The 24,396-nt window shown below is 67.2% G+C and carries 21 protein-coding genes; 6 read left to right on the plus strand and 15 right to left on the minus strand.

Annotated features, from left to right (window positions below; translation table 11 throughout):
* Position 1 precedes the first annotated feature (1 nt).
* Both OO71_RS06890 and OO71_RS06895 read left to right on the plus strand, forming a co-directional pair.
* Positions 2–862 (plus strand): GNAT family N-acetyltransferase, encoded by an 861-nt coding sequence (locus tag OO71_RS06890; protein WP_051791158.1) that lies wholly within the window; start codon positions 2–4, stop codon positions 860–862.
* Between the two features lie 148 nt (positions 863–1,010).
* Entirely contained in the window at positions 1,011–2,702 is a 1,692-nt protein-coding gene (locus OO71_RS06895; RefSeq protein ID WP_051791160.1) for a PucR family transcriptional regulator, read from the plus strand.
* Positions 2,703–2,782: 80 nt separating this feature from the next.
* Here OO71_RS06895 and OO71_RS06900 read toward each other — a convergent pair whose 3' ends face one another.
* The gene (locus OO71_RS06900) at positions 2,783–4,219 is read right to left on the minus strand and encodes an aldehyde dehydrogenase family protein (protein WP_033288814.1); all 1,437 of its coding nucleotides are present in this window, start codon (positions 4,217–4,219) and stop codon (positions 2,783–2,785) included.
* Positions 4,220–4,366: 147 nt separating this feature from the next.
* Here OO71_RS06900 and OO71_RS06905 point away from each other — a divergent pair, with 147 nt between their 5' ends.
* Entirely contained in the window at positions 4,367–5,818 is a 1,452-nt protein-coding gene (locus OO71_RS06905; protein ID WP_033288815.1) for a GMC family oxidoreductase, read from the plus strand.
* Here OO71_RS06905 and OO71_RS06910 read toward each other — a convergent pair.
* From OO71_RS06910 to OO71_RS06920, 3 genes are read right to left on the minus strand one after another with little or no spacing between them, the layout of a single operon-like run.
* Positions 5,800–7,413, minus strand: a complete 1,614-nt coding sequence (locus tag OO71_RS06910; protein ID WP_033288816.1) for an amidohydrolase — start codon at positions 7,411–7,413, stop codon at positions 5,800–5,802. The genes OO71_RS06905 and OO71_RS06910 overlap by 19 nt on opposite strands.
* A 3-nt stretch (positions 7,414–7,416) precedes the next feature.
* Positions 7,417–8,181, minus strand: coding sequence for a MoaF C-terminal domain-containing protein (locus tag OO71_RS06915; RefSeq protein ID WP_033288817.1), 765 nt, complete (start codon positions 8,179–8,181; stop codon positions 7,417–7,419).
* Between the two features lie 9 nt (positions 8,182–8,190).
* On the minus strand, positions 8,191–10,062 hold the full coding sequence (locus OO71_RS06920) for a primary-amine oxidase (RefSeq protein ID WP_033288818.1): 1,872 nt from the start codon (positions 10,060–10,062) through the stop codon (positions 8,191–8,193).
* A 139-nt stretch (positions 10,063–10,201) separates the two neighbouring features.
* Between OO71_RS06920 and OO71_RS06925 the strand changes: the two genes are divergently transcribed.
* Both OO71_RS06925 and OO71_RS06930 read left to right on the plus strand, forming a co-directional pair.
* Positions 10,202–10,918 carry an SDR family NAD(P)-dependent oxidoreductase gene (locus OO71_RS06925; protein ID WP_033288819.1) on the plus strand — a complete coding sequence of 239 codons (717 nt, stop codon included), beginning with the start codon at positions 10,202–10,204 and terminating at the stop codon, positions 10,916–10,918.
* A 26-nt stretch (positions 10,919–10,944) separates the two neighbouring features.
* A complete protein-coding gene (locus OO71_RS06930; RefSeq protein ID WP_051791337.1) occupies positions 10,945–11,739 on the plus strand; it encodes an SDR family NAD(P)-dependent oxidoreductase in 795 nt (264 codons plus the stop codon).
* 3 nt (positions 11,740–11,742) lie between these two features.
* Here OO71_RS06930 and OO71_RS06935 read toward each other — a convergent pair whose 3' ends face one another.
* Positions 11,743–12,651 carry an AraC family transcriptional regulator gene (locus OO71_RS06935; RefSeq protein WP_033288820.1) on the minus strand — a complete coding sequence of 303 codons (909 nt, stop codon included), beginning with the start codon at positions 12,649–12,651 and terminating at the stop codon, positions 11,743–11,745.
* Positions 12,652–12,731: 80 nt separating this feature from the next.
* On the opposite strand from OO71_RS06935, the gene OO71_RS06940 reads away from it, so the two are divergent.
* Positions 12,732–13,418, plus strand: a complete 687-nt coding sequence (locus OO71_RS06940; RefSeq protein ID WP_051791162.1) for a class I SAM-dependent methyltransferase — start codon at positions 12,732–12,734, stop codon at positions 13,416–13,418.
* On the opposite strand, the gene OO71_RS06945 is transcribed toward OO71_RS06940, so the two are convergent.
* The 10 genes from OO71_RS06945 to hpaE all read right to left on the minus strand — a co-directional run bounded on the left by OO71_RS06945 (position 13,400) and on the right by hpaE (position 24,396).
* Positions 13,400–14,095: an ABC transporter ATP-binding protein gene (locus OO71_RS06945; RefSeq protein WP_033288821.1), complete on the minus strand. Its 696-nt coding sequence runs from the start codon at positions 14,093–14,095 to the stop codon at positions 13,400–13,402. The genes OO71_RS06940 and OO71_RS06945 overlap by 19 nt on opposite strands.
* On the minus strand, positions 14,092–15,810 hold the full coding sequence (locus OO71_RS06950; protein WP_033288822.1) for a branched-chain amino acid ABC transporter ATP-binding protein/permease: 1,719 nt from the start codon (positions 15,808–15,810) through the stop codon (positions 14,092–14,094). Before OO71_RS06950 ends, OO71_RS06945 begins: the two co-directional genes overlap by 4 nt.
* A complete protein-coding gene (locus tag OO71_RS06955) occupies positions 15,797–16,657 on the minus strand; it encodes an ABC transporter permease subunit (protein WP_033288823.1) in 861 nt (286 codons plus the stop codon). The genes OO71_RS06950 and OO71_RS06955 overlap by 14 nt, the downstream gene beginning before the upstream one ends.
* A gap of 31 nt (positions 16,658–16,688) precedes the next feature.
* Positions 16,689–17,867 (minus strand): ABC transporter substrate-binding protein, encoded by a 1,179-nt coding sequence (locus OO71_RS06960; RefSeq protein ID WP_033288824.1) that lies wholly within the window; start codon positions 17,865–17,867, stop codon positions 16,689–16,691.
* Positions 17,868–17,902: 35 nt separating this feature from the next.
* Complete coding sequence (locus OO71_RS06965; RefSeq protein ID WP_033288825.1) at positions 17,903–18,289, minus strand: nuclear transport factor 2 family protein; 387 nt, start codon at positions 18,287–18,289, stop codon at positions 17,903–17,905.
* A gap of 10 nt (positions 18,290–18,299) precedes the next feature.
* Complete coding sequence (locus tag OO71_RS06970) at positions 18,300–19,049, minus strand: MoaF C-terminal domain-containing protein (protein WP_033288826.1); 750 nt, start codon at positions 19,047–19,049, stop codon at positions 18,300–18,302.
* A gap of 466 nt (positions 19,050–19,515) precedes the next feature.
* Complete coding sequence (locus OO71_RS53275; RefSeq protein WP_084144756.1) at positions 19,516–20,037, minus strand: helix-turn-helix domain-containing protein; 522 nt, start codon at positions 20,035–20,037, stop codon at positions 19,516–19,518.
* A gap of 778 nt (positions 20,038–20,815) precedes the next feature.
* The gene (locus OO71_RS06980; protein WP_033288828.1) at positions 20,816–21,760 is read right to left on the minus strand and encodes an AraC-like ligand-binding domain-containing protein; all 945 of its coding nucleotides are present in this window, start codon (positions 21,758–21,760) and stop codon (positions 20,816–20,818) included.
* A 72-nt stretch (positions 21,761–21,832) separates the two neighbouring features.
* The gene (gene hpaD / locus OO71_RS06985; RefSeq protein WP_033288829.1) at positions 21,833–22,891 is read right to left on the minus strand and encodes a 3,4-dihydroxyphenylacetate 2,3-dioxygenase; all 1,059 of its coding nucleotides are present in this window, start codon (positions 22,889–22,891) and stop codon (positions 21,833–21,835) included.
* Positions 22,888–24,396, minus strand: coding sequence for a 5-carboxymethyl-2-hydroxymuconate semialdehyde dehydrogenase (gene hpaE / locus OO71_RS06990; RefSeq protein ID WP_033288830.1), 1,509 nt, complete (start codon positions 24,394–24,396; stop codon positions 22,888–22,890). Before hpaE ends, hpaD begins: the two co-directional genes overlap by 4 nt.

Here is a 24,396-nt window from a genome sequence, read left to right on the forward strand (position 1 = left end):
CGTGCTCTTGAAAGCGGAAGCCGCCGCCGAAGCAGCCGACGCGGCGGCGGCCGCAGCCGGGGTACGGGTCCGTGAGGTGGCCGAGCTCGAGGAGCTGGAAGCGATCTTCCGGCTCTTCGAGCGGGTGTGGCAGACCGACGAGGCCGGGGTACCGCTCACGATCGAGCTGATGCGGGCGTTCACCAAAGCGGGTAACTACGTGAGCGGCGCGTACGCGGACGGTGAGCTCGTGGGCGCCTGCGTCGGGTTCTTCGGCACGCCGGCCGACGAGGTGCTGCACAGCCACATCGCCGGGGTGTCCGCGGCGATGGCCGGGCGGCACGTCGGGCTTGCGGTCAAGCTGCACCAGCGGGCGTGGGCGCTGCAGCGGGGGATTTCGGTGATCGAGTGGACGTTCGACCCGCTGGTGAGCCGGAATGCGTACTTCAACCTCGGCAAGCTCGGCGCGACCGCGGTGGAGTACCTGCCGAACTTCTACGGCGGCCTCGGCGACGGCCTCAACGGCGGCGACGAGAGCGACCGGCTGCTGGTGCACTGGCGGATCAGCCGTCCCGAGGTGGCCGCGGCGTGCGGCGGCACGCCCCGGTCGCTGGACGCGGCTGCCGAGCGGAAGTCCGGCGCGCTGGTGGCGCTGGGCCGTTCGGAGGACGGGGCGCCGGTGCCCGGCCCGCTCGACGGGCCCCGCCTGCTGGTCGCCGCGCCGCGGGACATCGAGTCGCTCCGCGGCAGCGACCCGGCGCTGGCCAAGCAATGGCGGATCGCGCTGCGCGAGACGCTCGGCGCTCTGATGGCCGAGGGCGCGCACGTGTGTGGTTACGACAAGGCCGGGTGGTACGTGATTTCCCGGGCGAGGGAGGAGTAGGCGATGACCGTGCGGCTGACCGGCGTGGCTCTGGGTCGGGTGGTCCGGCCGAAGGCCCGCCCGGACAGCCGCGGGCGGGGCAGCCTGCCGCCTCACCCAGGGGTACCAGTTGTGCCCGTTTGTCCCCCGGCCGTGAGCAGGGTCACCAATGGTTCCCCCACGCGCTAGCCTTCCTTCGGTGACGACGCCGTCGGGTTCCGACCTGCGCCGGGTGCTGGACGCACTCGGCGGCACCCTGCTGGACCTCGTGTTCGGCGAGCCGGACGCGCCCGGCGAGATCGACGGCGTCGCCATCCACGATCCGCTCGAGGAACCGATGCTGCCGCGCCGGTCGCTGGTGCTGGGGGTCGGGGTGCGCGCTCCGGACGAGGTCGCGCGGCTGCTGCGGCTGGCGCGGGAGCACGGCGCGGTGGGGCTCGTGGCGCGGGCGCCGGTGAGCAAGTCCGGCGAGATCGCCGAGGCCGCCGCGGAGACCGGCGTGGCGCTGCTGGAGTTCGCGCGGGGTGCGTCGTGGAGCCAGCTGGCGGCGATGTTGCGGTCGTTGCTGGCGGAAGGTGATGTCGGTACGGCGGACCGGGAGATGCTCGGCGGGCTGCCGTCGGGTGACCTGTTCGCGGTGGCCAATGCGATTGCCGCGCTGCTCGATGCGCCGATCACGATCGAGGATCCGCATTCCCGGGTGCTGGCTTTTTCCGGGCGGCAGGATGAGGCCGATCCTTCGCGGGTGGAGACGATTCTCGGCCGGCAGGTGCCGGTGCGGTTGTATCGGGTGCTGGCTGAGCGGGGGATTTTTCGGCAACTCTATGGCGGTCGTCGTCCGGTGTTCGTGGCGTTGACTGCGGAGGAAGACGGGACTGGCGGGGAGATTCTGCCTCGGGTTGCGGTCGCTGTCCGGGCCGGGGATGAGGTGCTGGGGTCGATTTGGGCTGCCGTCCATGAGCCGTTGAGCGAAGAACGTGAGCAGGCGTTGTGTGATGCAGCTCGGTTGGTCGCGTTGCATATGCTGCGGATTCGTGCTGGTACGGATGTGGAGCGGCGTCTTCGTACGGAGTTGTTGAGTACTGCGTTGGAGGGTGGGGCTGGGGCGCATGATGCGTTGACCCGGCTGGGGTTGGCTGGGCGTCCAGCGGTCGTGCTGGCGTTGGCGCCTGCGGAGATTGAGAAGACCGAAGACGACGCCGCGTTGGTCACTGAGCGGCAGCGGCTCAGTGATGGGCTGGCTATGCATTTGAGTGCCGTACACCCGCGTGCAGTGAGCGCACTGCTCGGCGACGTTGTTTATGGGCTGGTGCCGCTTGCTGACCCGGACTTGAAACGGGATGAGGCCGAGCAACGGGTAGTGGGGATTGCCAACGAGTTCCTGGACCGCGTCGGCCGCCGGGTGCCCGCTGTTGTTGGGATCGGGCCGGTTGCGCAGGAAGCTTCGGCGCTTCCGGAGGCCCGGGCTTGTGCCGATCGGGTGCTGCGGGTTCTGCGTTCAGGTCGCGGATCGGGCCGTCGGGTAGCCCGCTTGGCCGATGTGCACACCGAATCGTTGCTGTTGGAATTGCGTGATCTGGTAACTGCACGCGGAGACCTGCCTACCGGGCCGGTCGCATTGTTGCTCGACTACGACCGTCGGCACCACACCAATCTGGTGGAGACTTTGCGGGCGTGGCTGGATGCTTTTGGGGATGTGGTGGCTGCTTCTACGGCGATGTATGTGCACCCCAACACTTTCCGGTACCGTCTGCGCCGCCTGGGAGAGGTCGCCGGTCTCGACCTCACCGACCCGGAAGCCCGCTTCGCTGCAATGCTCCACCTGCGGGTTGTCGCCCCGGAAGACCCGGCCAACGATTGACCCGGCTTCAGTCCGTGAAGGGAACCATGAGGGAATCTGATTCCGTGAAGGTTCCCTTCACGGACTTCGTGCGGTGGGGGTCAGTAGCCGTAGTGGAGCCAGACTGCTTTTGTTTCTGTGTATGCGTCCAGCGCCCAGGGGCCCATTTCCCGGCCCCACCCTGACGCCTTGTAGCCACCCCACGGAGCCGTCATGTCCGGAATCGGGGGCATGTTCACGAATACTGCGCCTGCTCGGATGCCGTTAGCGTAGCGCTGTGCCGTGCGGATGTCTCGGGTCCATACTGTGGCGGCCAGGCCGTATTGTGTGTCGTTTGCTCGTGATACCAATTCATCTGGGTCGTCGTAAGGGGTTACGGCCAGTACTGGGCCGAAGATTTCCTCGCGCATGATGGTCATTGTGTCGGTTACGTTGGCGAACAGGGTGGGCTCGTAGAAGTAGCCTTCGCGGTTTGGTTCAGTGCCGCCGGTGATCAGGTCGGCGCCTTCGGTTCGGCCGGTTGCCACTAGTTGTGCTACGTGTTGGCGGTGGCGGTCTGAGACCAGTGGGCCCAGTTGGGTCGTTTCGTCCAAGCCTGGTCCGATCTTTAACCCGGCCAGTCCGGCGGCCATTTTTTCCACGAACTCCTGCTCGCGTTTGCGGTCCACGTAGAACCTGGTGTACGCGGCGCACACCTGCCCGGTGTTCAACGTGGCTCCCGCCAGGTTGCCTGCTACTGCCGCATCGAGGTCGGCGTCGGCGGCGATGATGCTTGGTGCCTTGCCGCCCAGTTCCAGGGTGAGGCGTTTGAGATTTGACTTTGCGCTGGCTGCGGTGATCAGCTTGCCTACTGCCGTGGACCCGGTGTACGAGACGTGATCCACATCGTGGTGCGCGCTCAGCATCGCTCCGACTGCGCCGTCTCCGGTCACCAGGTTTACCACGCCGCGGGGGATACCGGCTTGTTCGGCCAGTTGCACCAGCCTGATGCTGGTGAGCGGGGTGACTTCGCTTGGCTTGATCACCACGGTGTTTCCCGTGGCCAGTGCGGGTGCCAGCTTCCACACCAGAATCATCAGCGGGAAGTTCCACGGCGTGATCAGTGCGTTTACGCCGACTGGTTCGCGGCGGGTGTAGTGCAGGGTGTCCGGGAAGGAAACCGGGTTGGTCGTGCCCTGGATTTTCGTTACCCACCCGGCGAAATACCGCAAATGCTCGGCTGCTCCGGTCACGCTTACTTGCCGCGAAATGCCGATGGGCTGGCCCTGGTCGCGGGTTTCGAGGGCGGCCAATTCCTCGTGGTGCTCGTCGACCAGGTCGGCCAGGCGGAACAGCAGCGCGGCCCGTTGTACCGGTGCCAGGCCGGCCCATTCCGGCGAGGTCAGCGCTCGCCTGGCGGCGGCCACCGCGGCGTCGACGTCGGCCTGGGTGGCGGTGGCGACGTCCTGCAGGATCGCGCCGGTGGACGGGTCGCGGGTGGGGATGGGGTCCCCGCCGCCGTCGGTCCACTGACCGTCGATGTACAGGCGTGTCGGCATGGTGGCTCCTCGTCGGCAAAGCGGCCTTCTGGTGGGTCCGAGTATCGGGCCGTGGCGGGGGTGCGGTCTTGTCCGCGAGGGCACGTCCGTTGTCGGCCAGTGAAGGGAAATCCGGACCGGGGGTGGCGGCAGGTCAGGATCGGGGGCATGGACGTCATCGTGGTGGGGGCAGGTTCGGCTGGGTCGGTGGTGTGTCGGCGGCTGGTCGATGCGGGGGCCGAGGTCACGCTGCTGGAAGCGGGCGGGCCGGACACCAACGCGGCGATCCACGACCCGTCGCGGGCGGCGGAGTTGTGGCATTCGGCGGAGGACTGGGACTATTACACGGTCCCGCAATCGCACGCCGCCGATCGCAGGCTGCATCTGCCGCGAGGGAAGGTGCTCGGTGGTTCGCATTCGTTGAATGCCATGATCTGGGTGCGTGGCGCGGCTGCCGATTACGACGGCTGGAAGTTGCCGGGGTGGACCTGGGACGACGTGCGGCCGGTGTATGAGCGCATCGAAACCGACCTGCTGGACCTTGAGCGGCACGAACCGCTTCAGCCGATCCAGCGGTCCATTTTGGACTCGGCGCAGGAGATTGGGTTGCCGTACAATGAGAACTACAATGACGGTGTCCTCGACGGAATTTCCGTGCAGCAGGTAACGATGAGCGGTGGGCGGCGGCGGAATGCCTGGTTGTGTTACGCCCAGCCGGTTGCTTCGCGGATGACTGTCCACACGGGAGCGTTGGTGCACCGGGTTTTGGTGGAGGGTGACCGGTGTGTCGGGGTGCTGGCGGAGATCGGCGGGCGGGTGGAACGGTTGTCCGCCGACACCGTGGTACTCGCCGCCGGTGCACTCGCTTCTCCGGCGATTCTGTTGCGCAGCGGGATCGGCCCTTCTGGTGCCCTGGCCGAGTCGGGCGTCGAAGTGGTGGTGGATTTGCCTGGGGTCGGCGAGAATCTGCATGACCATTTGCTGTCGCCGGTCATCTTTGCCACCGACCGGCGTGAGGTGGAGCCGCCGCAGTCTGGGCGCTCGGTGACGCAGACGCATCTGTTCTGGCGCAGCCGTCCGGGGCTCGACGTGCCGGACACACAGCCGATCCACTTCAGTGTGCCGATGTACGAGCCGTGGATGACTGGTCCGGCGACGGGGTTTTCGCTGATGGCAGGCATGATTGCGCCGCGGAGTCGCGGCACCTTGCGGCTGCGTAGTACCGATCCGCTCGAGCCGCCGTTGATCGATCTGGCTGCACTGGCGCACCCCGCGGACTTCGAAAGCCTGGTCGCGTCGGTGGAGCAGTGCCGCCGGATCGGGCGCGCTCCGGCGCTGGTCGAGGAGTGGGGTGCGCGGGAGTTGTACCCCGGCCCGGCCGACGTGCGCGAGTATGTCCGCCGGACTGCTATCACGTATCACCACCAGGTCGGCACTTGCCGGATGGGGACCGACGCTCTCGCGGTGACTGACCCGGAGTTGCGCGTGCATGGTGTGTCCGGGTTGCGGGTTGCTGACGCATCGGTGCTACCGCGGGTGATCAGCGGTAATACGAACGCTCCGGCTGTGTTGATGGGTGAGCGCGTTGCCGAATTCCTTGCTCACGAGGGGCGGCGGTAGACCTGCCGTCCGGCGAACCACGTTTCCTGCACGGTGATGTCGGCGAGGTCGTCGGCGGGGGTTTGGAACGGGTCTCGGTCCAGGATGACGAAATCGGCGGATTTGCCGGGGGTCAGGGAGCCCGTCACGTCGTCCAGGCCGCAGGCTCGGGCCGAGTTCAGCGTGAATACCCGGATTGCCTCGGCGAGGGTGATGGCCTGTTCCGGCCACAGGCTTCCCGGGTGCTTGCCGTGCGGGTCGCGGCGGGTGACCAGGCCTTCGATGCCCTCCCAGGCGTTCGGGGATTCGCTCACCGGCCAGTCCGAGCCGCCTGCGACCAGTGCGCCGGTGTCCAGCAGGGTGCGGTTCGGCTGCATTCGTGACGCGCGTTCGGGCGGCAGTACTTGCGCGATTGCGTCCGGGATTACCCCGGGGACCCACAGGAATGGTGAGATGTCTGCCGACACGTCCAGGGTGGCGAAGCGTTCCAGGTCCTCGGGGTGGATGAATTGTCCGTGTGCTACCTGGATTTTGGTGGTTCGATCGCCGCCGGCTCGTAGGGTGGCGGCTGCGTCCAAAATGGACCGGACCGCGGAGTCTCCGGCGCAGTGGATTTTCGCGGACAGTCCGGCGCGGGCCGCGGTGTCCAGCCAGCCTGCCAATTCTTCGGGGGGCATGGTTGTTTCACCGCAGAAGCATTCGTGGTGCAGATATGGTTCCAGGAACGCCGCGGTGTGCGCGGGTGGGGTGCCGTCCAGGAAAATCTTCACGAAGTCGGGGCGGTGGTGCTCGGTGCGGAAGGCGGCGGCCCGTTCCAACAGTGGGGCGCCGATCGGGTCTGCGCCGAAAATCGGGTCGTTGACCAGCATCGACGACACTACCCATGCGGCCAGTTCGCCTGCGTCGTCGAGGGTTTTCAGTGCGGTGAGGATGTCCAGCGAAGCGCCTGCATCCTGGAAAGCGGTGATTCCGTAGGAATGCAGGATTTCGATTGCTCGCCGTGATGCTTCGGCGTGTTGTGCGGCGGTGAGCGTCCGGGTTTTCCGCATTGCCCGCTCGACTACGAGGCCTGCGGATTCGATCAGCAAGCCGGTCGGGGTGCCGCTCATCAGGTCGCGGTGGATGCTGCCGCCTGCCGGGTCCGGAGTGGACTCCGTGATCCCGGCGAGTTCCAGCGCCCGGCTGCTCACCCATCGGTTGTGTCGGCTGTCCTCGATGAGCACCACCGGACGGCCGCCTGCTGCCTCGTCCAGCGCCCGCCGCACCGCATCGTTTCCCAGTTCCGGGGCCAAAGTGGACGGCCAGGCGCCGCCGACAATCCATTCGTCCGGCGCCAGCCCGGCTGACCATTCCCGCACTGCGGCGAGAATGGACGGTAAATCGGCGCCGCTTTTCAGTCGTAGCTCGAACAGTTCACGTCCCGCGAGGGCATGATGGCTGTGTACGTCGACGAAACCCGGCAGTACGAACGCGCCGTCGAGGTCGCGGACCTCGGTGTCCGGGCCGGACGCAGCGGTCGAGACCTTGCCGTTCTCGACGGCGACGGACGTCGTCCACGGCCGGTCGTCGTCCACTGTGTACACGGTGGCGTTCGTGAGGAGCAGTTCGGGCGCCACGGTTCAGCGTCCTGCGGGATCATAGTCCGGGGAATAGACGGTGTTGCTCAACAACCGGCCGTATGCGCCGAAAGTGAAGTGCGTCGGGGTTTTCCCGTCTTCGCCGAGCCCGAACAGCGAGCCGTGCGAACGCAGGTCTCGCACGTTCCGGTGATCGGCCACGGTCACGGAGGCGCACGGGATCACCTTTTCCCGCCACGCGAACACGTAAATGCCAGGCCGGATTTGGTACACCGAGTTCTCGTCGGTGTCGGCAAGGCCGCGTTCCGGGCCGGACAGGCACTGCCACGTGTACCAGTGCGGCGTAAGGTAAACGTGCTCGTACGCGTGTTGTTCACTGTAGACCCACTGCACCCGGCGGCCGATCAACGCCGTGCTGGGCGCAATTTCGTCGCCGTTTGCTTCGAGGCCTTGAATCGTCGCGGGGAGGAACTTCTGCGTCACGCGAGGAAGTGTGTCGCCGATCGTGCTCGTGACCACCAGCGCGCGGCCCTGCCGGACGTCCAGCAGCAGGCTGTACGCGGTTTCCGCACCCGGGTGGAATTGTACGTAATACAACCCGGCGTCGACGAGGAAGGTCTCGGCGGCGGAGTCGTGACCCTTCCAGGAAATTCGGCCATCGCGGAACTGGGCGGAGAACGTGCCGTCGAGGACGAACGACTGGCCGTCCAGATCGTCCACAGTGGCCGCTTTGTTGGCGTCGAAGCCGGGGGCGAGGCCGTCGAGCGGGAGCCAGGTCGAGGTGTCGGACAGGTTGGTCGCGGGCATGGGCCTTCCTTATTCGTGGCAATGGCCGGTGGCGGACGAGGGCAGGTCGAGTGCCGGGTTGCGGTCGAAGAACCCGTAGGGACGCAAGGTGAATCCGGAGTAGTCGACCGGCATCACGGGCCAGTCTTCCGGACGCGGGATGTGCGTCGGGCCGAAGACGTGCCACAGCACGACGTCGGTGTCGCTGATCGATCGGTCTCCCGCGGTCCAGGCAGACAGCCCGGCGCCACCGGGGTGTGCGCCGGGACGGTCGCCCGCGGGGAAGCGTTCGTCCGGCGCATATGGCGTCACCCAGAGATGATTCGTGGCGAACGTCGCTCGCTTGTGGACAGACGATTCCGGTTGTGCCATCAGTGTTGCCGACGGTCGTGGCACGAGCTGGTACGCCGTCGGTGCGCCGAGCCGGTTCGTATGCTCAGTGCTGCGGACCTCCCACACCCGTGCGGTTGCCGGTTTCGCGTGTCGCTGCGCTTCCTTTTCGGTGCGCAACTCCTTGGCGCGCCAGGTAAAAGCGTTGCCGTACGGGTTGTCGTCGCCAGTGGGCACGCCGACAGTGTCCACTTCGTACACGGAGTTGCGTTGACCGTCGACCGCGAAGTCGAGCCGGGCGCAGAACAGATGTTGGTGCACCGGCGCGAAAAGCCCGGGCGCGATCTCCGACGCGTGCGGCTGCGGGACGCCGGACGGTCCGGCACCGGCGAACACGATTCCGGTGGCTTTGGCTTCGACTTCGATGGTGCCGTCGAGGTAGAGGTACCAGAAGAAGCCGTAGTCGTAGTTGCCGATCGTGGAGATCGACGAGATCACCAGCCGCCGCGATCGCCGGACCTCGGCGTTGCCGTCGAGATCCGTGTGCTTCCACAGGATTCCGTAATCCTCTTCGTGCATGCAGATCGCGTTCGGTACCTGCACCGGGTAGCCGTGGTCGTCGGCGAGGAACGCGTCGAAGTAGTGGATGACGCCGAGGCAGTCGCAGCCGAGCCGCAGGCTGTTGCCGTTCTTGCCGAGCAGGTACTCACCCGCGTCGAAGTAGCTGATCCAGAACCGGCTCGCGGCAGTGTCGCCGTACGGCACCACCATTTCCGGCACCGACGCCCGGTACAGCACCGAACGGTCCTGAAAGGACAGTTGATGCAGGGTGAGCCCTTCGCGTGCGTTGAACCCGACGCGTAGCTGCCAGCCCTCCCACTTGACCTCCGAACCGTCGACCTGGAAGCTCGGCCCCTCGGGCTGGGTGATTTCGATCGGCTTCAGCGTGGTCCGCGCGGAGTGGTGGCCATAGCGGCCGGAGTCGGCAGGCACGGGTACCTCGCCGTCGTCCTCGATCCGCAGCACGCGCTGTTCGGTGAGGTCGAGGTGGACGAGCAGGCCCTCGACTGGATGCGACCACGGATTGTCCGTGTCGTCCTCGCGCAGGAAGGTGAGGGAGCGGATGACCCGGCCGGTCTCGTCCGCGCGGCCGAAGTGCCCGGGGGCGAGCGGGGCGCAGAATGCCTGGTCGATGCGGTCGCCGAGGCCGCGGCGGTGCATTGCGGCCTGCCACTCGGGCGACGCCTTGGTGATCGCCTCGGCAAGCGCGTACTCCTCGAACAGGTACGCGGGCTGCCCATCGGTGCACTTCTCGTGCGAGAGCACCTCGCCCGCGGTGACGGAGACGACGACGTCCGCCGCCTGCCCGGTGGCGGTGTCGAGCAGGGTGAACTGGATCCGCCGGTCGGCCGGTCCGCCCGCGAGGACGGTGGCCTTGTCCGGCTCCACCGGCAGGACCTGCGGAAACCGGGTCGTCTCGGTCAGGAGACCGCGGGTCTCCAGCACCGCGCGGCCCGCGGCGAGCTCGTCGGCGGTCAGCGGGTCCAGCGGATGCGGTTGTGCGTTGTTCATGGTGTCCCTTCGCTCCTGGTCGCAGTTTCGGCGGTCACGCGCGGGCGGCGGAACTCGCGCGATGGGGTCGTGCGGTCGCTGACAACAAGGATGCACTCGCGGCCAACCGGGGGCTGGTTTCGTAGGCCACGATGGCGGCATGCGACTCGACCTTGCGGGTAAGGCCGTGCTGATCACGGGTGCCGGGTCCGGGATCGGGCTGGCGTGCGCTCGCGCGTTCCTCGCCGAGGGGGCTCGGGTGGGGATGGTCGATCGGGTTGCGCCGCCGTTGCTGCCGGGAGAGGTGGTGGTGGCGCGTGCTGATGTCACCGATGAGACTGAGGTCGCGGAGGCGGTGCGGGTTGTTGCGGAGTCTTTCGGCGGGTTGGACGTGGTGGTCGGCTGTGCCGGGGTGTCGGGGCCGGTCGGCCGGGCGCTCGCGGACACCAGCGCGGCTGATTTTGCCGCGGTGCTCGCGGTGAACGTGACCGGGCAGTTTCTGGTCGCGAAGCATGCGCGGCCGTGGTTGGGGCGGGGGAGCGCAATGGTGTTCCTGGCGAGTGACTCGGCGTTCGTGGCCGCGCCGGGGATGGTGCCGTACTGCGCTTCGAAGGGTGCGGTGGTATCGCTGACCAGAGCACTTTCCGTTGAATTCGATGACGTGCGGGTCAACTGTGTGTGTCCGTCAGTGGTGGATACGCCAATGGCCCGTGGCGATCTCGGCGACGTGCTCGACGACCCGGCGTTTCCAGTGCAGGCGGCCGACGACGTCGCTCAGCACGTGCTGTACCTGGCCTCCGCGCGTTCTCGGACGGTGGATGGACAGGCTGTGCTTGCCGACTTCGGCATGTCGGCGCGGTCCGGTTTTCCTGCTTGATCGGCGAAAGGGTGGCGATGGTGGAGATGCGGGACAGGGTCGTTGCGATCACTGGTGGTGGTACCGGGATCGGGGCGGCGGTGGCTCGGCGGTATGCCGGAGAAGGGGCTCAGGTGGTGGTGCTTGGGCGTCGGCGCGAGCCGCTAGAGAAGGTGTCCGCGGAAACCGGTGCACACGTGATCGCGTGTGACGCCAGTGTGCGGGCCGAGGCCGAAGACGCGATTGCGGAGATCGCCGGGAAGTACGGGCGGTTGGATGTGATCGTGGCGAACGCGGGTGGGCATGGGTTGTCGTCGGTGACCGACACCAGCGACGACGAGTGGGAGACGGCCATGCGCTCGAACCTCTCGAGCGCGTTCGTGTTCTGCCGGGCGGGGTTGCCGTCACTGGTCGAGAGCGGCGGGCAGGTGGTGATCGTGTCCTCGCTGGCGGGGCTGTTCGCCGGTCCGAACGTGGCGGGGTACACGGTCGCGAAGCATGCGCTGATCGGCCTGACGCGCTCCATCGCCCGGGACTATGGGCCCCGAGGCGTACGCGCGAACGCGGTGTGCCCTGGCTGGGTCCGCACCCCGATGGCGGACGGGGAGATGGACCAGTTCGCCACCGCAGCGGGTTTCGACGGCGGTCATGACGAGGGGTACCGCCGCGTAACGGCCGAGGTGCCGCTCCGCCGCGCCGCGGAGCCGTCGGAGATTGCTTCCATCGTGCGGTTTCTGGGCTCTTCGGAGTCGTCGTACATCACCGGCGCCGTGCTGGTCGCCGACGGCGGGGCACATGCGGTGGACCTGCCGACGCTGGCCTTCGAGCGGGCCGGGATGTGACGGTTACTGCCATGAGCGTTGGCTGAGCCGCCATCGTTGCGGTGTGATCGCGTACCGGTCGCGGAAACGGCGGACCAGGTAGGTGGCGTCACGGAGGCCGGTTTGCGCCGCGACCACTCCGAGCGGCAGATCGGTGTCCCGCAGCATTCGGCGGACCTCGGTCATCCGGCGTTCGGTGATCCACTCCAGCAGCGGCCTCCCGGTGCGCTCGCGGATCACCGTCGTGAGGTGACCCGGGGTGTAGCCGAGCGACCGGGCGACGTCGCCGGCCGAGATCGGGTCGCGGAAGGTTTCCTCGATTTTCTCGAACACCTGCGTCACGAGCGGGTCCGGCGGGGTGGGCGCGGTGGCGACCAGCCGGGCGGCGGCGACCAGGAGGCGGGTGAGCAGGGCAGCGACTGCTTCGCGGGACCCGAGCCGTCCCGGGTCGGCGAGCTCTTCCGCCAGTTCGGTGAGCCACGCGCTCCAGCGCGCCCGGTCCGGGACGGCGACGCGGCCCTGCCCGGCGCCGGCGGCGAACATCGCGAGCAGCGGGTGGTTTGCCCAGGTCAGCGGGGAGATCGCGGTGAGCGCGGGCACGGCGTCCGGCGTGAAGGCGACCGCCCATGCCCGGCAGCGGACCAGCGTCGAGACGGTCGAGACTCCGACGACCTGGCCCGGCGGTACGGCATGCACGTCACCCGCTCGCAGCAGCCGCTCGGTGCCGTCGGTCACGAACGAGCCCTCGCCCTCGGAGACGTACACCAACACGAGGAAATCGTGCGCATGGCGGTGATCCGGGGGAAGGTCGGCGTGGCTGTCGAAGCGGACCACCGAAACCGGCGGCGCACCCGGACGTTGCGCATAGCGGTACACCGGCGTCCCGTCCCGCCGGACCGTGCGCAAATGGGAACCGTCCGACAAAAGTCCCATGCTCTCCTACGTTCGTGCTGTTGGTGACCCGCAAGATGTCCAATGCTGGTGTACCACAGGCACCGCACCGGGAGAAGCTGATGACGAGCGACGTTCGCATACTGGATCACCGCACCCCGGAGGAGCGCACCCGCTCCTTCCTGCCCGGCATGGGCAAGACCTGGCTCCTGCCGTTCTACGACGTCTTCACCCGCGCGGCAGGCATCCGCGTGCTGCACGAACGGGCCGCCGAACTGGCCGGGGTCGCGCCCGGCGCGGTGGTCGTCGACGTCGGTTGCGGCACCGGCAACCTGTCACTCACGCTCCTCGCGGCTCAGCCGGGCGCGCAGGTCACCGGCCTCGACCCGGACGGCGACAGCCTCCGCCGGGCCGCTCGCAAGGCGCGCCGCCGCGGGGTCTCCCTCACGCTCGTCCAGGGATACGCCGACCGGATCCCCGGCGCGGACGGTTCGCTGGACCACGTCGTTTCGTCTCTGGCGCTGCACCACATCGACGACGAGGGCCGGGCCGGGTTTGCCCGGGACGCGCTGCGTGCCCTGCGGCCGGGCGGGAAGGTCACCATTGCGGATTTCGGTGGACCCGGGGACACCCATCGCCACGGCCGAGTCGCCCACCGCCCGGTTGTGGCCCGCAACCACAGCGGCGGCATCCTCGCGCTCCTGAGTGAAGCCGGCTTCGCCGACGTCCACGAAGCCGCGCATTTCGACCACCGGTTCGGCCGGGTCACCTTCGTGCAGGCCACCCGGCCTCAGCTCGTGCCAAGGTAGGCGGCGTGGAGGGTCGCCGGGGCGTCGAGCAGGGGTTGCGCGGCTCCGGTGTACGTGACTCGGCCCGACGACACCACGAGTGCCTCCTGTGCCACCCGCAATGCCAGGTTGGTGAATTGTTCCACCAGCAGGATTGCCGCCCCGGCCGAAGCGAATTCCGTCACCGCCGGAAGCAGCCGCGTGAAGACGGCGGGAGCCAGCCCCAGCGACATTTCGTCGATCAGCAGGAAAGCTGGTTTTGCGGCGAAGGCCCGGCCCAGTACCACCATTTGCTGCTCCCCGCCGGACAGCAACGCGGCAGGCGAGTCCCGGCGTTTCTCCAATTCCGGGAACAATGCCAATACCTCGTCGACGGCCGCGGGAGTACGTGCGGTCAGGCGGAGGTTTTCCAGCACGGTTAGGCCCGCGAACACCGCGCGTCCCTGTTCCACGTGGGCCATTCCCAACCGTGCGCGGGCGACGCGGGAATGCCGGGTGATGTCGGTGTGTCCGATGTGGATGGATCCGCGCGCCGGCCCGATCACGCCGGACAACGCTTCCAGCAGGCTGGTTTTCCCGGCACCGTTCGGGCCGACCAAAGCGGTGATCTTGCCTGGCTCCAGCGTCAGCCCGACGTCCGCGATCACCGGCCCGGCGCCGCGCGTCACGGTCAGGTTTTCGATCCGAAGCGTGCTCACAGCATCTCCGTTTCGCCGAGGTACGCCTTCAGCACTGCCGGATCGGCCAGTACCTCGGCTTGCGGGCCGCTGGCCAGTACCTCGCCGAAGTCGAGCACGGTCAGGGTGTCGCACACCGACCGCACCAGGTCCAGGTCGTGTTCGATGATCAGTACTGACACGCCGAACCGGGCCGGTACCTGGCGCAGGCGCTCGCCGAAGGCGACGTGTTCCTCGTGCGGCAGTCCGGCCGCTGGTTCGTCCAGCAGCAGTACCTGCGGTTTTGCCATCAGGTGACCGACCACCTCGACCAGGCGCCGCGCGCCCACGTCCACTCTGTCCAGCGGGGTCGTGGGCGGTGGGCAGCCGAAGAACTCCAGGGCGCTCGCGATTTCCGCGGCTGCCGGGCGACGGCGGGCGACGAAACGTACGTAGGCTTCGATGGTCAGGCCGACCGGTACTCGGTCCTGCTGGAAGGTGCGGCGCAGGCCGGACCTGGCTCGCCGGGTCGGGCTTCCGGTCAGTGGGCGGCCGGAGAGGTCCACGCTTCCGGAAGCTTGGGGCAGGAAGCCGCTGATGGCGTCGACCAAAGTGGACTTTCCGGCGCCGTTCGGGCCGATTACGCCCAATACTCCGCCCTTCGGCACGGCAAGGTCCACTCCGGACAGTGCCTTGACTTGACCGAAGGTGACGCTCAGGCCGCGGACTTCGAGTACCGCTTCCCCTGGCGGCAGTCGCGGTGGTTCGGAATCCAGCGCGGTGATTCGTACCCCGGCGCTGGCGCGCGATCGGCGGCGCCACAGTTCGCGGATTGCGGTACCCAGGTTGCCGCGTCCGGCCAGTGCTTGAATACCGAGCAGGCCGAAGATCACGTAACCCCAGTCTTGCGGAATGCCCCACCGTTTCAGCAATTCCGGTACCGCGACCCACAGCAGTGCACCGAAAATTGCCATGTCGATCAGGTGGGCGCCGGACATGATGGCGAGTACGTACAACGCCAAGGACTGCAGCGGGGCAAAGCTGGTCGGGAACGCGAAACCGACTTGTGCGGTCAGCAAGCCGCCGCTGATTCCGCCCAGGGTGGCGCTCACCGCGAAAGCGGAAAGCTTGGCGGTGCGGACGCTTGCGCCCGCGGCGGCGGTACCGCGTTCGGAGAAGGACACTGCCGCCCAGCCGCTACCCCATGGTCCGCGGCGGAGGAAATGCACTGCCAGCGCGCAAATCACGAGTACGATCACGCACAGCAGGAAGAATGCGTTGTCGTCGGCGACCAGGGAAGGCCGGTCCACCGAAACGCCTTCGGTGGTGCCGGGGAATTGGATTTGCACTAGCGTGACGTCCGCGGCCGCGGCGAGTCCCAGCGTTACCACGGCAAGGTTGATCCCGCGTAGCCGCAGCGCGGGGAGTCCGATGAGGACACCCACCACACCTGCGGCGAGACCGCCCAGCAGCAGCCAAAACAGGAAACCGCCGGGGGCGCCCGCGACATTCAGCGCGGACACCACCCAGGCCCCGATTGCGCCGAAAGTGAGCTGGCACAACGAGATCATCCCGGCGCTGCCGGTGACCACGCCGAGCCCGAGCAAGGCGATTCCGGCGACCACGACGCTCACCCCGAGGTAGGCGAAGTAGCCGTTGAGGCCCGCGCTCAGGCCGTAGCCGACGAGCACCGCGACCGCGGCCACGGCCAGCGGAATCCCCCAGCGGGACCACGCACTCCGTTCAGCGAGCCGCATCCCACACCTCCTTGCGCTGGGACCACACGAGCAGTCCGACGATGGCCAGGAACGGCACGAAATTGCGGACGACCGACAGCTGGTCGACCTGCGCCAGCGCGCCTTGCAGCAAACCGAGCAGCAGGCCGCCGACGACCGCGAGGTCGAGCCTGCGGAACCCGCCGAGCAGCGCCGCCGCGGCGGCCGGGACGACGAGCATGGCCAGCGACGTCGCGTCGTTCGACTGCGACGGCGCGACGATCACGATGATGATCGTGCTGATCAGCCCGGTCGCGCCCCACACGGCGGCGCTGAGCCGCTTCGCGGGGATGCCGAGCAGTTCGGCGGTGGTCGGCCGCTCCGACAGCGCACGCAGCGAAATCCCGACCGGCGTCCTGGTCAGCACCAAGCGCGCGGCAAACGCGATCACCACCGCGATGGCGACGGTGACCACGGTGACCTGGCTGATCACCACCCCGCCGACGGTGAACGCCGGACCCGCCAGCACCGGCTGGAACGGCTGCGGTTTGTTGCCGAACAGGATGAACGACAGCGAGATCAGCAGAAGCAGCACGGCAACGGTGACCGCCGAGCGCGTCCCGGTGCCAGCCTCCGCGAGCCAGGTCGACACGACCCAGCCGATCGCCACGCTCAGCAGCCCGCCGAGCAGGACGCCGACGACCACCGCGAGCCATTCCGGAAATCCACTGTGGACCGACAGTGCGACGGCGACGTAACTGCCGAACATCCCCGTGGCCGCCTGTGCGAAGTTGACCACCCGGACCAGCCGCGACATCAACGTCAGGCACACCGCCAGCACCGCGTACAGCCCGCCGGCGGCCAGCCCGGCCAGCGCTCCCTGCAGCATTGCAGTTCTCCTCGTTTCGGGCGGGTCCGGGCTACTGCCGGGGGATCCGCAGCCAGTCGGTTCCGTTGACCTGCCACCGGTTCGTGCCCGAGGCGAGCTTCACCGGCCAGCCCGCGATGTTGTCGTGGTGGGTCGGCCCGGTGCCGAACACATACGGCGTACCCACCATCGGATCGGTGATCGGCTCCATTTCGTGCAAGGCCTTGGTCACCGATTCACGCGTGATGTCGCCCTGAATTCCCTCGATCACCTTCAGGAAGTACTTCGCCGCGAGGTACCCGCCCTGGCTGAAGGAGGTCAGCGGAATGTGGTTGCGGGTCATCAGGTCCCGCCATTCCTTGGTGCGCGGGCTCGCCGGGTCGGTGAACGGGTAGAACTCGGCGGGCACGTACACGCCTTGCCCCGCCTCGGAAACCGCCTGAGCGTACTGTTCACTGTAGACACTCGTGAGCAGCAGCCAGGTCACGTCCCGCCAGCCTTGCGCTTGCGCGGCTTTGAGCTGGCCGATGGAGTCCGGTTCGACCGGGTTCACCGTCACCGCTTTGCATCCGGCAGCGCGGGCTTTCACGATGTAGGGTGTGTAGTCGGAACCGTTGTACGGCACGGTCGCATCGACGTACTTCAGCTTCTTGCCGGTGATCTTGGACCATTCGTCGATGGCCGCGCGGTAGTACGGCAGCGTGTTGCCCGCAATTTCCAGAAGCGCACAGATATTGTCCAGATGCAGCACTTCGGAGCCGTACAAGAGGGTCAGCGTCATGTCGTGAAACGGCCCGACGTTCGCCGGAGCGATGTTCGGGCTGGTGAAACACGACGGGTCCACGCCGATGCCGGAAATCGAAAGGATCTTCTCCTGCTGGTAGTACTTGGCGTTGATCTGGCATTCGATCAGGCTGGACGAGCCGACCAGCGCGACCGCCTCGTCGCCGCCCACGATCTCCCGCGCGGCCGCGGCAGCGGCAGCCGGATCGCCTTTGTCGTCGATGGCATGGTAGTCGATCTTCCGCCCGTGCACCCCGCCTGCCGCGTTCACCGCGTCGAACACCGCGCGGGCGGCCTGCGAGGATTCCGGGAAGGTGGCGGGCCCGCTGAGCGCGTTGACCGAGCCCACCACGATCGGGCCGTTCGGATCGGCGGTACCCGCGCATCCCGCCGCGACGAGCGTGACGAGCACGGCCGCGGCGAGCGCGGGCAGGAACTTTCTCTTCATGGCTCGGCTTTCCGATCGGCGGGGACTCAGGCGGGTCAGTCGGTGGCTGCGGCGACCGGGGCGGAATCGACGATCTGCTCGAAACTCGCCACCCGGTCCCCGTCGAACTTCCACACGTGTGCCACTCGAGCGGTGAACGCCTTGCCGGATCGGCGGTTCTTCCCCTGATAGGTGCCGATCCCAACCACTGTGTCCCCGGCGTCGAGCAGCGCGGACAGGGTGAAGGTGTAGCCGTCCCAATCGCGCGCAATTGCCGCGAAAACGTTGCGGCGCACAGATTCCGGTCCGGTGTAGGTTCCGGCGTACAGGAAACCGGCCGCCTCGGTCCACGTCGTTTCCGGCCCGATGGGGGCGAGCATCCCTTCGAGGTCGCCGCGGTCGCTTGCCGCGTAATGCGCGGTGATCACGTCCATATTGGACACTGGAACTCCTTCAGACGGGCTGGACGTCGGGGTAGCTGATCGAGCCGAGCGGGTAGATGTGCCCGCCCGCGCGGGAATGCTCGGACCGGCCGTCGCCGGTGATGCCGAGGAACACGCCGGTGGTGCGCAATGCGTAACCGAGATCGTGCAGCCACACGCTGGCGACGGCGATCCGGAACTCGCGGAAGCAGAACAGGTACAGCCCGTCGGCGAACTTCCAGACCGTCGACAGGTCGACGTCGCCGTGCCCGCGCTGTACCCCCTCGACGCACTGCCAGCAGTAGCGTTCCGAAGATAGGTAGACGTGCTCGTAAAGGTGATTCGGGCTGTAGCGGTACACATTCCGCTTGCCGATGAGGTCCCGCGACGGGCCGGGCGCCTCCCCGGTCGCGTCGCCGGTCGTCCCGGCGTGGAACGTCTGGGACACTCTGGGCGAGCCCGAACCGATCACCGACCGCACCGCCAGCGCGCGATGGGTGGTGGTGGAGTAGACCAGCGTCAGTGCTTCGCCTTCGACGCTCGTCATCGGCAGATTGACGAAGAAGACGTCCGGGCGCACGGCGACAGCGTCGTACGGATCCTCGACGCCGTTGCAGGTCAGCCGTTCGCTGTCGAGGAACTGCAGTGCGAGTTGCTCGCCGCCGTCGAGCGTGACAGTGACCGCCTGTCCGGTAAGATCAACGCCGGGCAGGCGGAAGGTGTCGATGCCGGCGGCGAACTCGTCGTAGGTGCGCCATTCGTCAGGCGTAGCGTCGGACATGCCCCTCATGCTCGCCGCGCCCCGGCCGCGGAGCGAACGTTCGTGCGCTGGCGGGCAACACCCGGACGCTCGCGGTCAACAGCCGTGTGTGGCTAAGCCGCTTCTAATGACCCTCATCTGCCAACCTACCGTGATCGACATGTGTGCTGACAAGAACGCTCAGAGGGACGCTAACGCTGTTGAGGCGGGGCCGTGACCGGAGAATGACTCGTACGCGCGATTGTCGCGGGTACCGGAGAACGGTCTGTTGGAAATCGAGACTCAGCACGTCGACAACGACAAGGTCATTGACCGGTTGGGCGGTGCGCTGGGCCCGGCTCTGGATGACGGGATGTCGGCGTGGCGCAAGGGCTGTATCGGTGCCAGACCTGAGGCCGCAGCAATGCCCGCCGTACGATGCGGGCGGTTATGCGGGACTACATCACCTCGTCGCTTTCCGTCCGATGTCAAATCACCCTGACCGCGGCTACACGGTCGCCAACTGCGCAGGAGCGTCGTCCTCGCCGTCGCATGTGTTGTGGTCTCGTTCGTTATATATCTCGCCGACGAACTTCCATGCGTCCAACGGCAACGCGCGAATCTCTTCCCGCAGCCGTTCTAGTCTTAAATGTTCCAAGAGTCTTTTATAGAGATTGAGGAAGGAGCTAGGCTCTCCTTTTTCAATTCGACTGATAGTTACAGAACTTACGGACAACTTTGCCGCAATATCTTCCAGTGTGTAACCAAGTCTATTTCGCCGGAGCTTCAACATTCTTCCAGTAGTCATAGCTAGTTTGTTCCTTCGATATGTAAGAGATGCGTGGCACCTGACCTGCGCATACAACGCAACGTGAGCGCATGTGTCGGCCCACTTGACTGGCACTTCGTGTTGGGTTGCAATGGATGCGTGGGCCGGTGGCTTCAGAATAGTCGCGTCGCGCGCAGCATTCAAGCGGAACGTCACAACCCAGTGAATTGATCGCTCAGTCATGGTGAATCGGGGTGGCATCAAGTCAGGTCCGGCATCCCCTTGGAGCCGTCATGGGCGGGGTCGGTGCCGCGACGGGGGCAGCGGCGGCATCTCTCGTCGCGGCTCCGGGAGCCCGTTGACTTTTGTGTCAGTATGTGAGTCGGATCGGCTACCTCGTCGATCCGGCGGACGATGAGCACGATAGCGATGTCGGCGTCATGGTCATGAGGGACTGCGGGTTCCGGGATCACCTCTCCAGCCATTCGGCGCCACCTTACCCGTGGCTCTCTCCGACAGGCCAGCCGATCTAACCTGCTCGACAGCGGCGCGAATGTCTGCGTTCGGGTAGCCGCGAACCCGCTTGCCCTTCCGTCGGTGTTCGGCTCCCGTTCCCTAAACGGGCTGCGCCGCTAGCCGCCGATCCGTCTTCCGAAGGTGGCTGGCTCGGCAGCAAGTGCTTCGACAAGTAACGACTCGATAGTGTCAGCCGTGCGACGCAGGAAGTGATATGGCTTCGGTGGCAGCTTGCCGACATCCGGAAGGCGCGCGGATGGTGTCGAAATCATGTAGCGGCGCAGCTTCAACATGCACCCAGCGACCGTGTGGAGGTGTGAACCCAGCCCCGGAGTCCCCGGCCGCACGCCCTCCGGCCCCACGCAGATTGATCGGCTGCAGCCTTCGGGCCCTCCTCGTATCCGACCCGCCCTACGGCGTGACTCAGGACGATCTGTCCCCCACCAAGGCAAACGGATGAAGTGAACCCGCAGGTCACGAGTGGGTTAGTAGATGAATGTCCTCTCAAACTGGCATCAACAGCTCAAGAGGCAGCGCGCAACTCGCTCGGCGATTGGGCGAACGCCGCTCGGAAGACGCGGCTGAAGTGTGCCGCGTCGACAAATCCCCACCGCGCCGCGATGGCTGCCACCGGACGGGCCGCCAGGAGCGGGTCACGCAGGTCGCGGCGGCAATGCTCCAAACGGCGCTGCCGGATCCATCCCGCGACGGTCGTCCCTTGCTCCTGGAACAGCCCGTGCAGATGCCGCGTGGAGATGTAGTGCTCCGCGGCGATCTGCGCCGGGCCGAGATCCGAGCGGGACAGGTTCTCGTCGATGTACCCGCGGATGCGCCGCATCAGGTCGTGGTGCGGGTCGGCGGCCGTGCGGTCGAGGTCGAGTTCCGTGGCGAGCATCGTGGTGAGCAGGTCGACGGCGTTGTGGGCCAGCCGGACGCCGACCGGGCTCGTGAGCACGTCGAGATTTCCGCCCAGCTGAGCCAGGAACGGCACCACGACGTTGCCGACGCCCTCTCGCCCGGACATCCGCACGGCCGTCAGCTGACCCACGAGATCACGCGGCAGATCGACCTGCTGCTGCGGGAACATCAGCACCAGCGTCCGGAAATTCTCTTCGAACACCAGCGAATACGGCCGATTCGTGTCGTACAGCGCGACGTCGCCGGGGCGCAGCACGGCTTCCCGGCCGCCCTGGGTGAGCAGGCCGGTACCGGCCAGCATCACGCTCAGCTTGTAACACGGCCGGTCCGCCCGCGCGACGAGCTCCGGCGTGCGTTCGACGAGGTGCGGGGACGCGGTGATCTCGGTGAGCGCGACCTCGCCCGCCTCGCGCGTGCGGAGCCTGCCGTGGAACCGGTCCCGTTGATCGGTACTCACCTGCAGCGGCACGAACGACCGCAGCACCGCGGCCCGGAACTCGGGGAAGTCCTGCGCGACGGTCGTCGCGGGGGTGTGGCAGATCGCCGTCATCGGGTCACCTCTCCGTCGAAGTGCTGCGCTGCTGCGGCAAGTCCGCGCAGGGAGCAGCTCCCTGCACGGACCCTAGACCTGTTCTCCCAACTTGAAGCCAAGGTCGGGGGCGCTGTCCGGGGTGCGGGTGTAGGAGAAGCCGTCCGCGCCGATGGTCACGTCCATTTCCTTCGTCTCGGTGCGCTCGGACACCGGTTGCAGCCGGCCGTCCAGGTCGAGGACCCGCGACGCCTCGGTGTACCAGCTCGGCACCACCGGATTGCCCCACCAGTCGCGCCGCTGGCTGTCGTGCACGTCCCAGCTGATCACCGGGTTGTCCGGGTCCCCGGTGTAATAGTCGTGCGTGTAGATCTCGATCCGGTGCCCGTCCGGGTCTCGGACGTACAGGTAGAACGCGTTCGACACGCCGTGCCGCCCCGGCCCGCGCTCGATCTGGCCGGACTTCCGGAGCGCCCCGAGGTGGTCGCAGATGTGCAGGATCTGGTGCCGCTCGTGGGTCGCGAACGCGATGTGGTGCAGCCGCGGCCCCGCGCCGCCGGTGAGCGCGACGTCGTGCACGGTCGGCTTGCGGAACATCCACGCCGCGTACACCGTGCCCTCGTCGTCTCGGATGTCTTCGGACACGCGGAATCCCAGACCTTCGTAGTACGCGCGCCCGGCCGGAACGTCCGGCGTGTTCACATTGAAGTGGTCCAGCCGCGACAGCGCACCCGGGCCGTGTACGTCGTAGCGCTGGGTGAATCGCTCGACGTGCTCAGCGTCGTAGAAGAACTCCACCGGGAACCCGAGCGGGTCCTGAATCCGTACTGCTTCGCCGATTCCGCGCGTGGTTCCGGCGGGAAGACGGCGTACGGGCACGCCGAGTTCGCGGTAGTACGCCTCGGCGACGTCGAGCTCCGCCGCACTGCGCACCCGGTACGCGAGCACAGCCAGCGCCGGTTCCGGGCCCTTGCGCAGGATCAGCGAATGGTGCAGGTACTCCTCGAACGCGCGCAGGTAGATCGCTTCGTCGTCCTCGTAGGTCACCACGAGACCGAGCACGTCGACGTAGAACTCCCGCGACGCACGCAGATCACGCACGACGAGCTCGGCGTACGCGCAGCGGATCACGTCCGGTGCAGTGGCGGTCATACCTTGTCCTTCCCGGCCCCGAAGCGCGCCGTGTGCACGTCGCCGAGCGTGATGTGCACGGCCTGCTGTTCGGTGTAGAAATCGATCGAGCGGTACCCGCCCTCGTGCCCGAGCCCGGACGCCTTGACCCCGCCGAACGGCGTCCGCAGGTCACGCACGTTGTGTGAGTTCAGCCAAACCATCCCGGCCTCGATGCCCTGCGCGAACAGGTGCCCGCGAGTGAGGTCGGTGGTCCAGACGTACGCGGCCAGGCCGTATTTGACGTTGTTGGCCAGCTCCAGCGCTTCCTCGTCGCTGTCGAACGGCGTGATCGCGACGACCGGGCCGAAGATCTCCTCCTGGAAGATCCGCGCGTCCGGCTTGACGTCGGCGAACACCGTGGGGGCCACGTAGTTTCCGGTGTCCAAGCCCTCCGGTCGCCCGCCACCGGTCAGCAGCCTGCCTTCGGTCTTGCCGATCTCGACGTAGCTCATCACCTTGTCGAAGTGCTCCGGGTGCACCAGTGCGCCGACCTCGGTAGCCGGGTCGTGCGGATCGCCGACCACGATATTCCGCGCGCGTTCGGCATATCGCGCGCAGAATTCGTCGTAGATCGAGCGCTCGACGAGGATTCGGCTGCCTGCGGTGCAGCGTTCGCCATTGAGCGAGAACACGCCGAACAGCGTGGAGTCCAGTGCGGCTTCGAAGTCCGCGTCGGCAAACACGACGGCGGGCGATTTGCCGCCCAGCTCCATCGACATGCCCTTGAGCCCGGGCGCGCAGTTGCGGAAGATCGTTTCACCGGTGGTGGTTTCGCCGGTGAACGAGATCAGCCGGACGTCCGGATGCTTGACCAGCGCGTCCCCGGCTTCCTCGCCGAGACCGTTGACCAGGTTGAACACGCCGTCGGGGAGACCGGCCTCGCGGAAGATGTCCGCCCACAGGCTCGCCGAAAGCGGCGTGAACTCGGCGGGCTTCAGCACCACGGTGCACCCGGCTGCCAGCGCGGGCGCGAGTTTCCAGCTTTCCAGCATGAACGGCGTATTCCACGGCGTGATCAGCCCGGCGACGCCTACCGGCTTGCGGTTGACGTAGTTGACCTGGCGGCCCGGCACTTTGTAGGCGTCGTCGGCCTGCGCGACGATCAGGTCGGCGAAGAACCGGAAGTTCTCCGCCGCGCGCTGTGCCTGGCCGAGGGCTTGGGTGATCGGCAGGCCGGTGTCGAACGTCTCGAGCTCGGACAGCCGAGCGTCGCGGCTCTCCACCAGGTCGGCGATCTTGTTCAGCACCCGGGCGCGCTGCCGCGGCAGCATTTTCGGCCATGGCCCGTGGTCGAACGCTTCCTTCGCCGCGGCGACCGCGAGGTCGACGTCCTCCGCCTGCCCGGCCGAAGCGGTGAGGTACGGCTGGTTGGTGACCGGGTCGAGCACCTCGAAGGTGGCGCCGGAGACGCTGTCGGCCGGCGCGCCGCCGATGTAGTGGCGGATGTGCTCCGGCAGGTCCGCCGGAACGTGATGCGCGGTCAT

Origin of the sequence: Amycolatopsis jejuensis (assembly GCF_000717335.1) — a bacterium.
GTDB classification, from domain to species: domain Bacteria; phylum Actinomycetota; class Actinomycetes; order Mycobacteriales; family Pseudonocardiaceae; genus Amycolatopsis; species Amycolatopsis jejuensis.

Coding starts and splice junctions, on each gene's coding strand:
- OO71_RS06895 (WP_051791160.1), top strand. CDS start 1,011: ATGGTTCCCCCACGCGCTAGCCTTCCTTCGGTGACGACGCCGTCGGGT.
- OO71_RS06900 (WP_033288814.1), bottom strand. CDS start 4,219: ATGCCGACACGCCTGTACATCGACGGTCAGTGGACCGACGGCGGCGGG.
- OO71_RS06905 (WP_033288815.1), top strand. CDS start 4,367: ATGGACGTCATCGTGGTGGGGGCAGGTTCGGCTGGGTCGGTGGTGTGT.
- OO71_RS06915 (WP_033288817.1), bottom strand. CDS start 8,181: ATGCCCGCGACCAACCTGTCCGACACCTCGACCTGGCTCCCGCTCGAC.
- OO71_RS06920 (WP_033288818.1), bottom strand. CDS start 10,062: ATGAACAACGCACAACCGCATCCGCTGGACCCGCTGACCGCCGACGAG.
- OO71_RS06925 (WP_033288819.1), top strand. CDS start 10,202: ATGCGACTCGACCTTGCGGGTAAGGCCGTGCTGATCACGGGTGCCGGG.
- OO71_RS06930 (WP_051791337.1), top strand. CDS start 10,945: ATGCGGGACAGGGTCGTTGCGATCACTGGTGGTGGTACCGGGATCGGG.
- OO71_RS06935 (WP_033288820.1), bottom strand. CDS start 12,651: ATGGGACTTTTGTCGGACGGTTCCCATTTGCGCACGGTCCGGCGGGAC.
- OO71_RS06940 (WP_051791162.1), top strand. CDS start 12,732: ATGACGAGCGACGTTCGCATACTGGATCACCGCACCCCGGAGGAGCGC.
- OO71_RS06950 (WP_033288822.1), bottom strand. CDS start 15,810: ATGCGGCTCGCTGAACGGAGTGCGTGGTCCCGCTGGGGGATTCCGCTG.
- OO71_RS06955 (WP_033288823.1), bottom strand. CDS start 16,657: ATGCTGCAGGGAGCGCTGGCCGGGCTGGCCGCCGGCGGGCTGTACGCG.
- OO71_RS06960 (WP_033288824.1), bottom strand. CDS start 17,867: ATGAAGAGAAAGTTCCTGCCCGCGCTCGCCGCGGCCGTGCTCGTCACG.
- OO71_RS06970 (WP_033288826.1), bottom strand. CDS start 19,049: ATGTCCGACGCTACGCCTGACGAATGGCGCACCTACGACGAGTTCGCC.
- OO71_RS53275 (WP_084144756.1), bottom strand. CDS start 20,037: ATGCCACCCCGATTCACCATGACTGAGCGATCAATTCACTGGGTTGTG.
- OO71_RS06980 (WP_033288828.1), bottom strand. CDS start 21,760: ATGACGGCGATCTGCCACACCCCCGCGACGACCGTCGCGCAGGACTTC.
- hpaD (WP_033288829.1), bottom strand. CDS start 22,891: ATGACCGCCACTGCACCGGACGTGATCCGCTGCGCGTACGCCGAGCTC.
- hpaE (WP_033288830.1), bottom strand. CDS start 24,396: ATGACCGCGCATCACGTTCCGGCGGACCTGCCGGAGCACATCCGCCAC.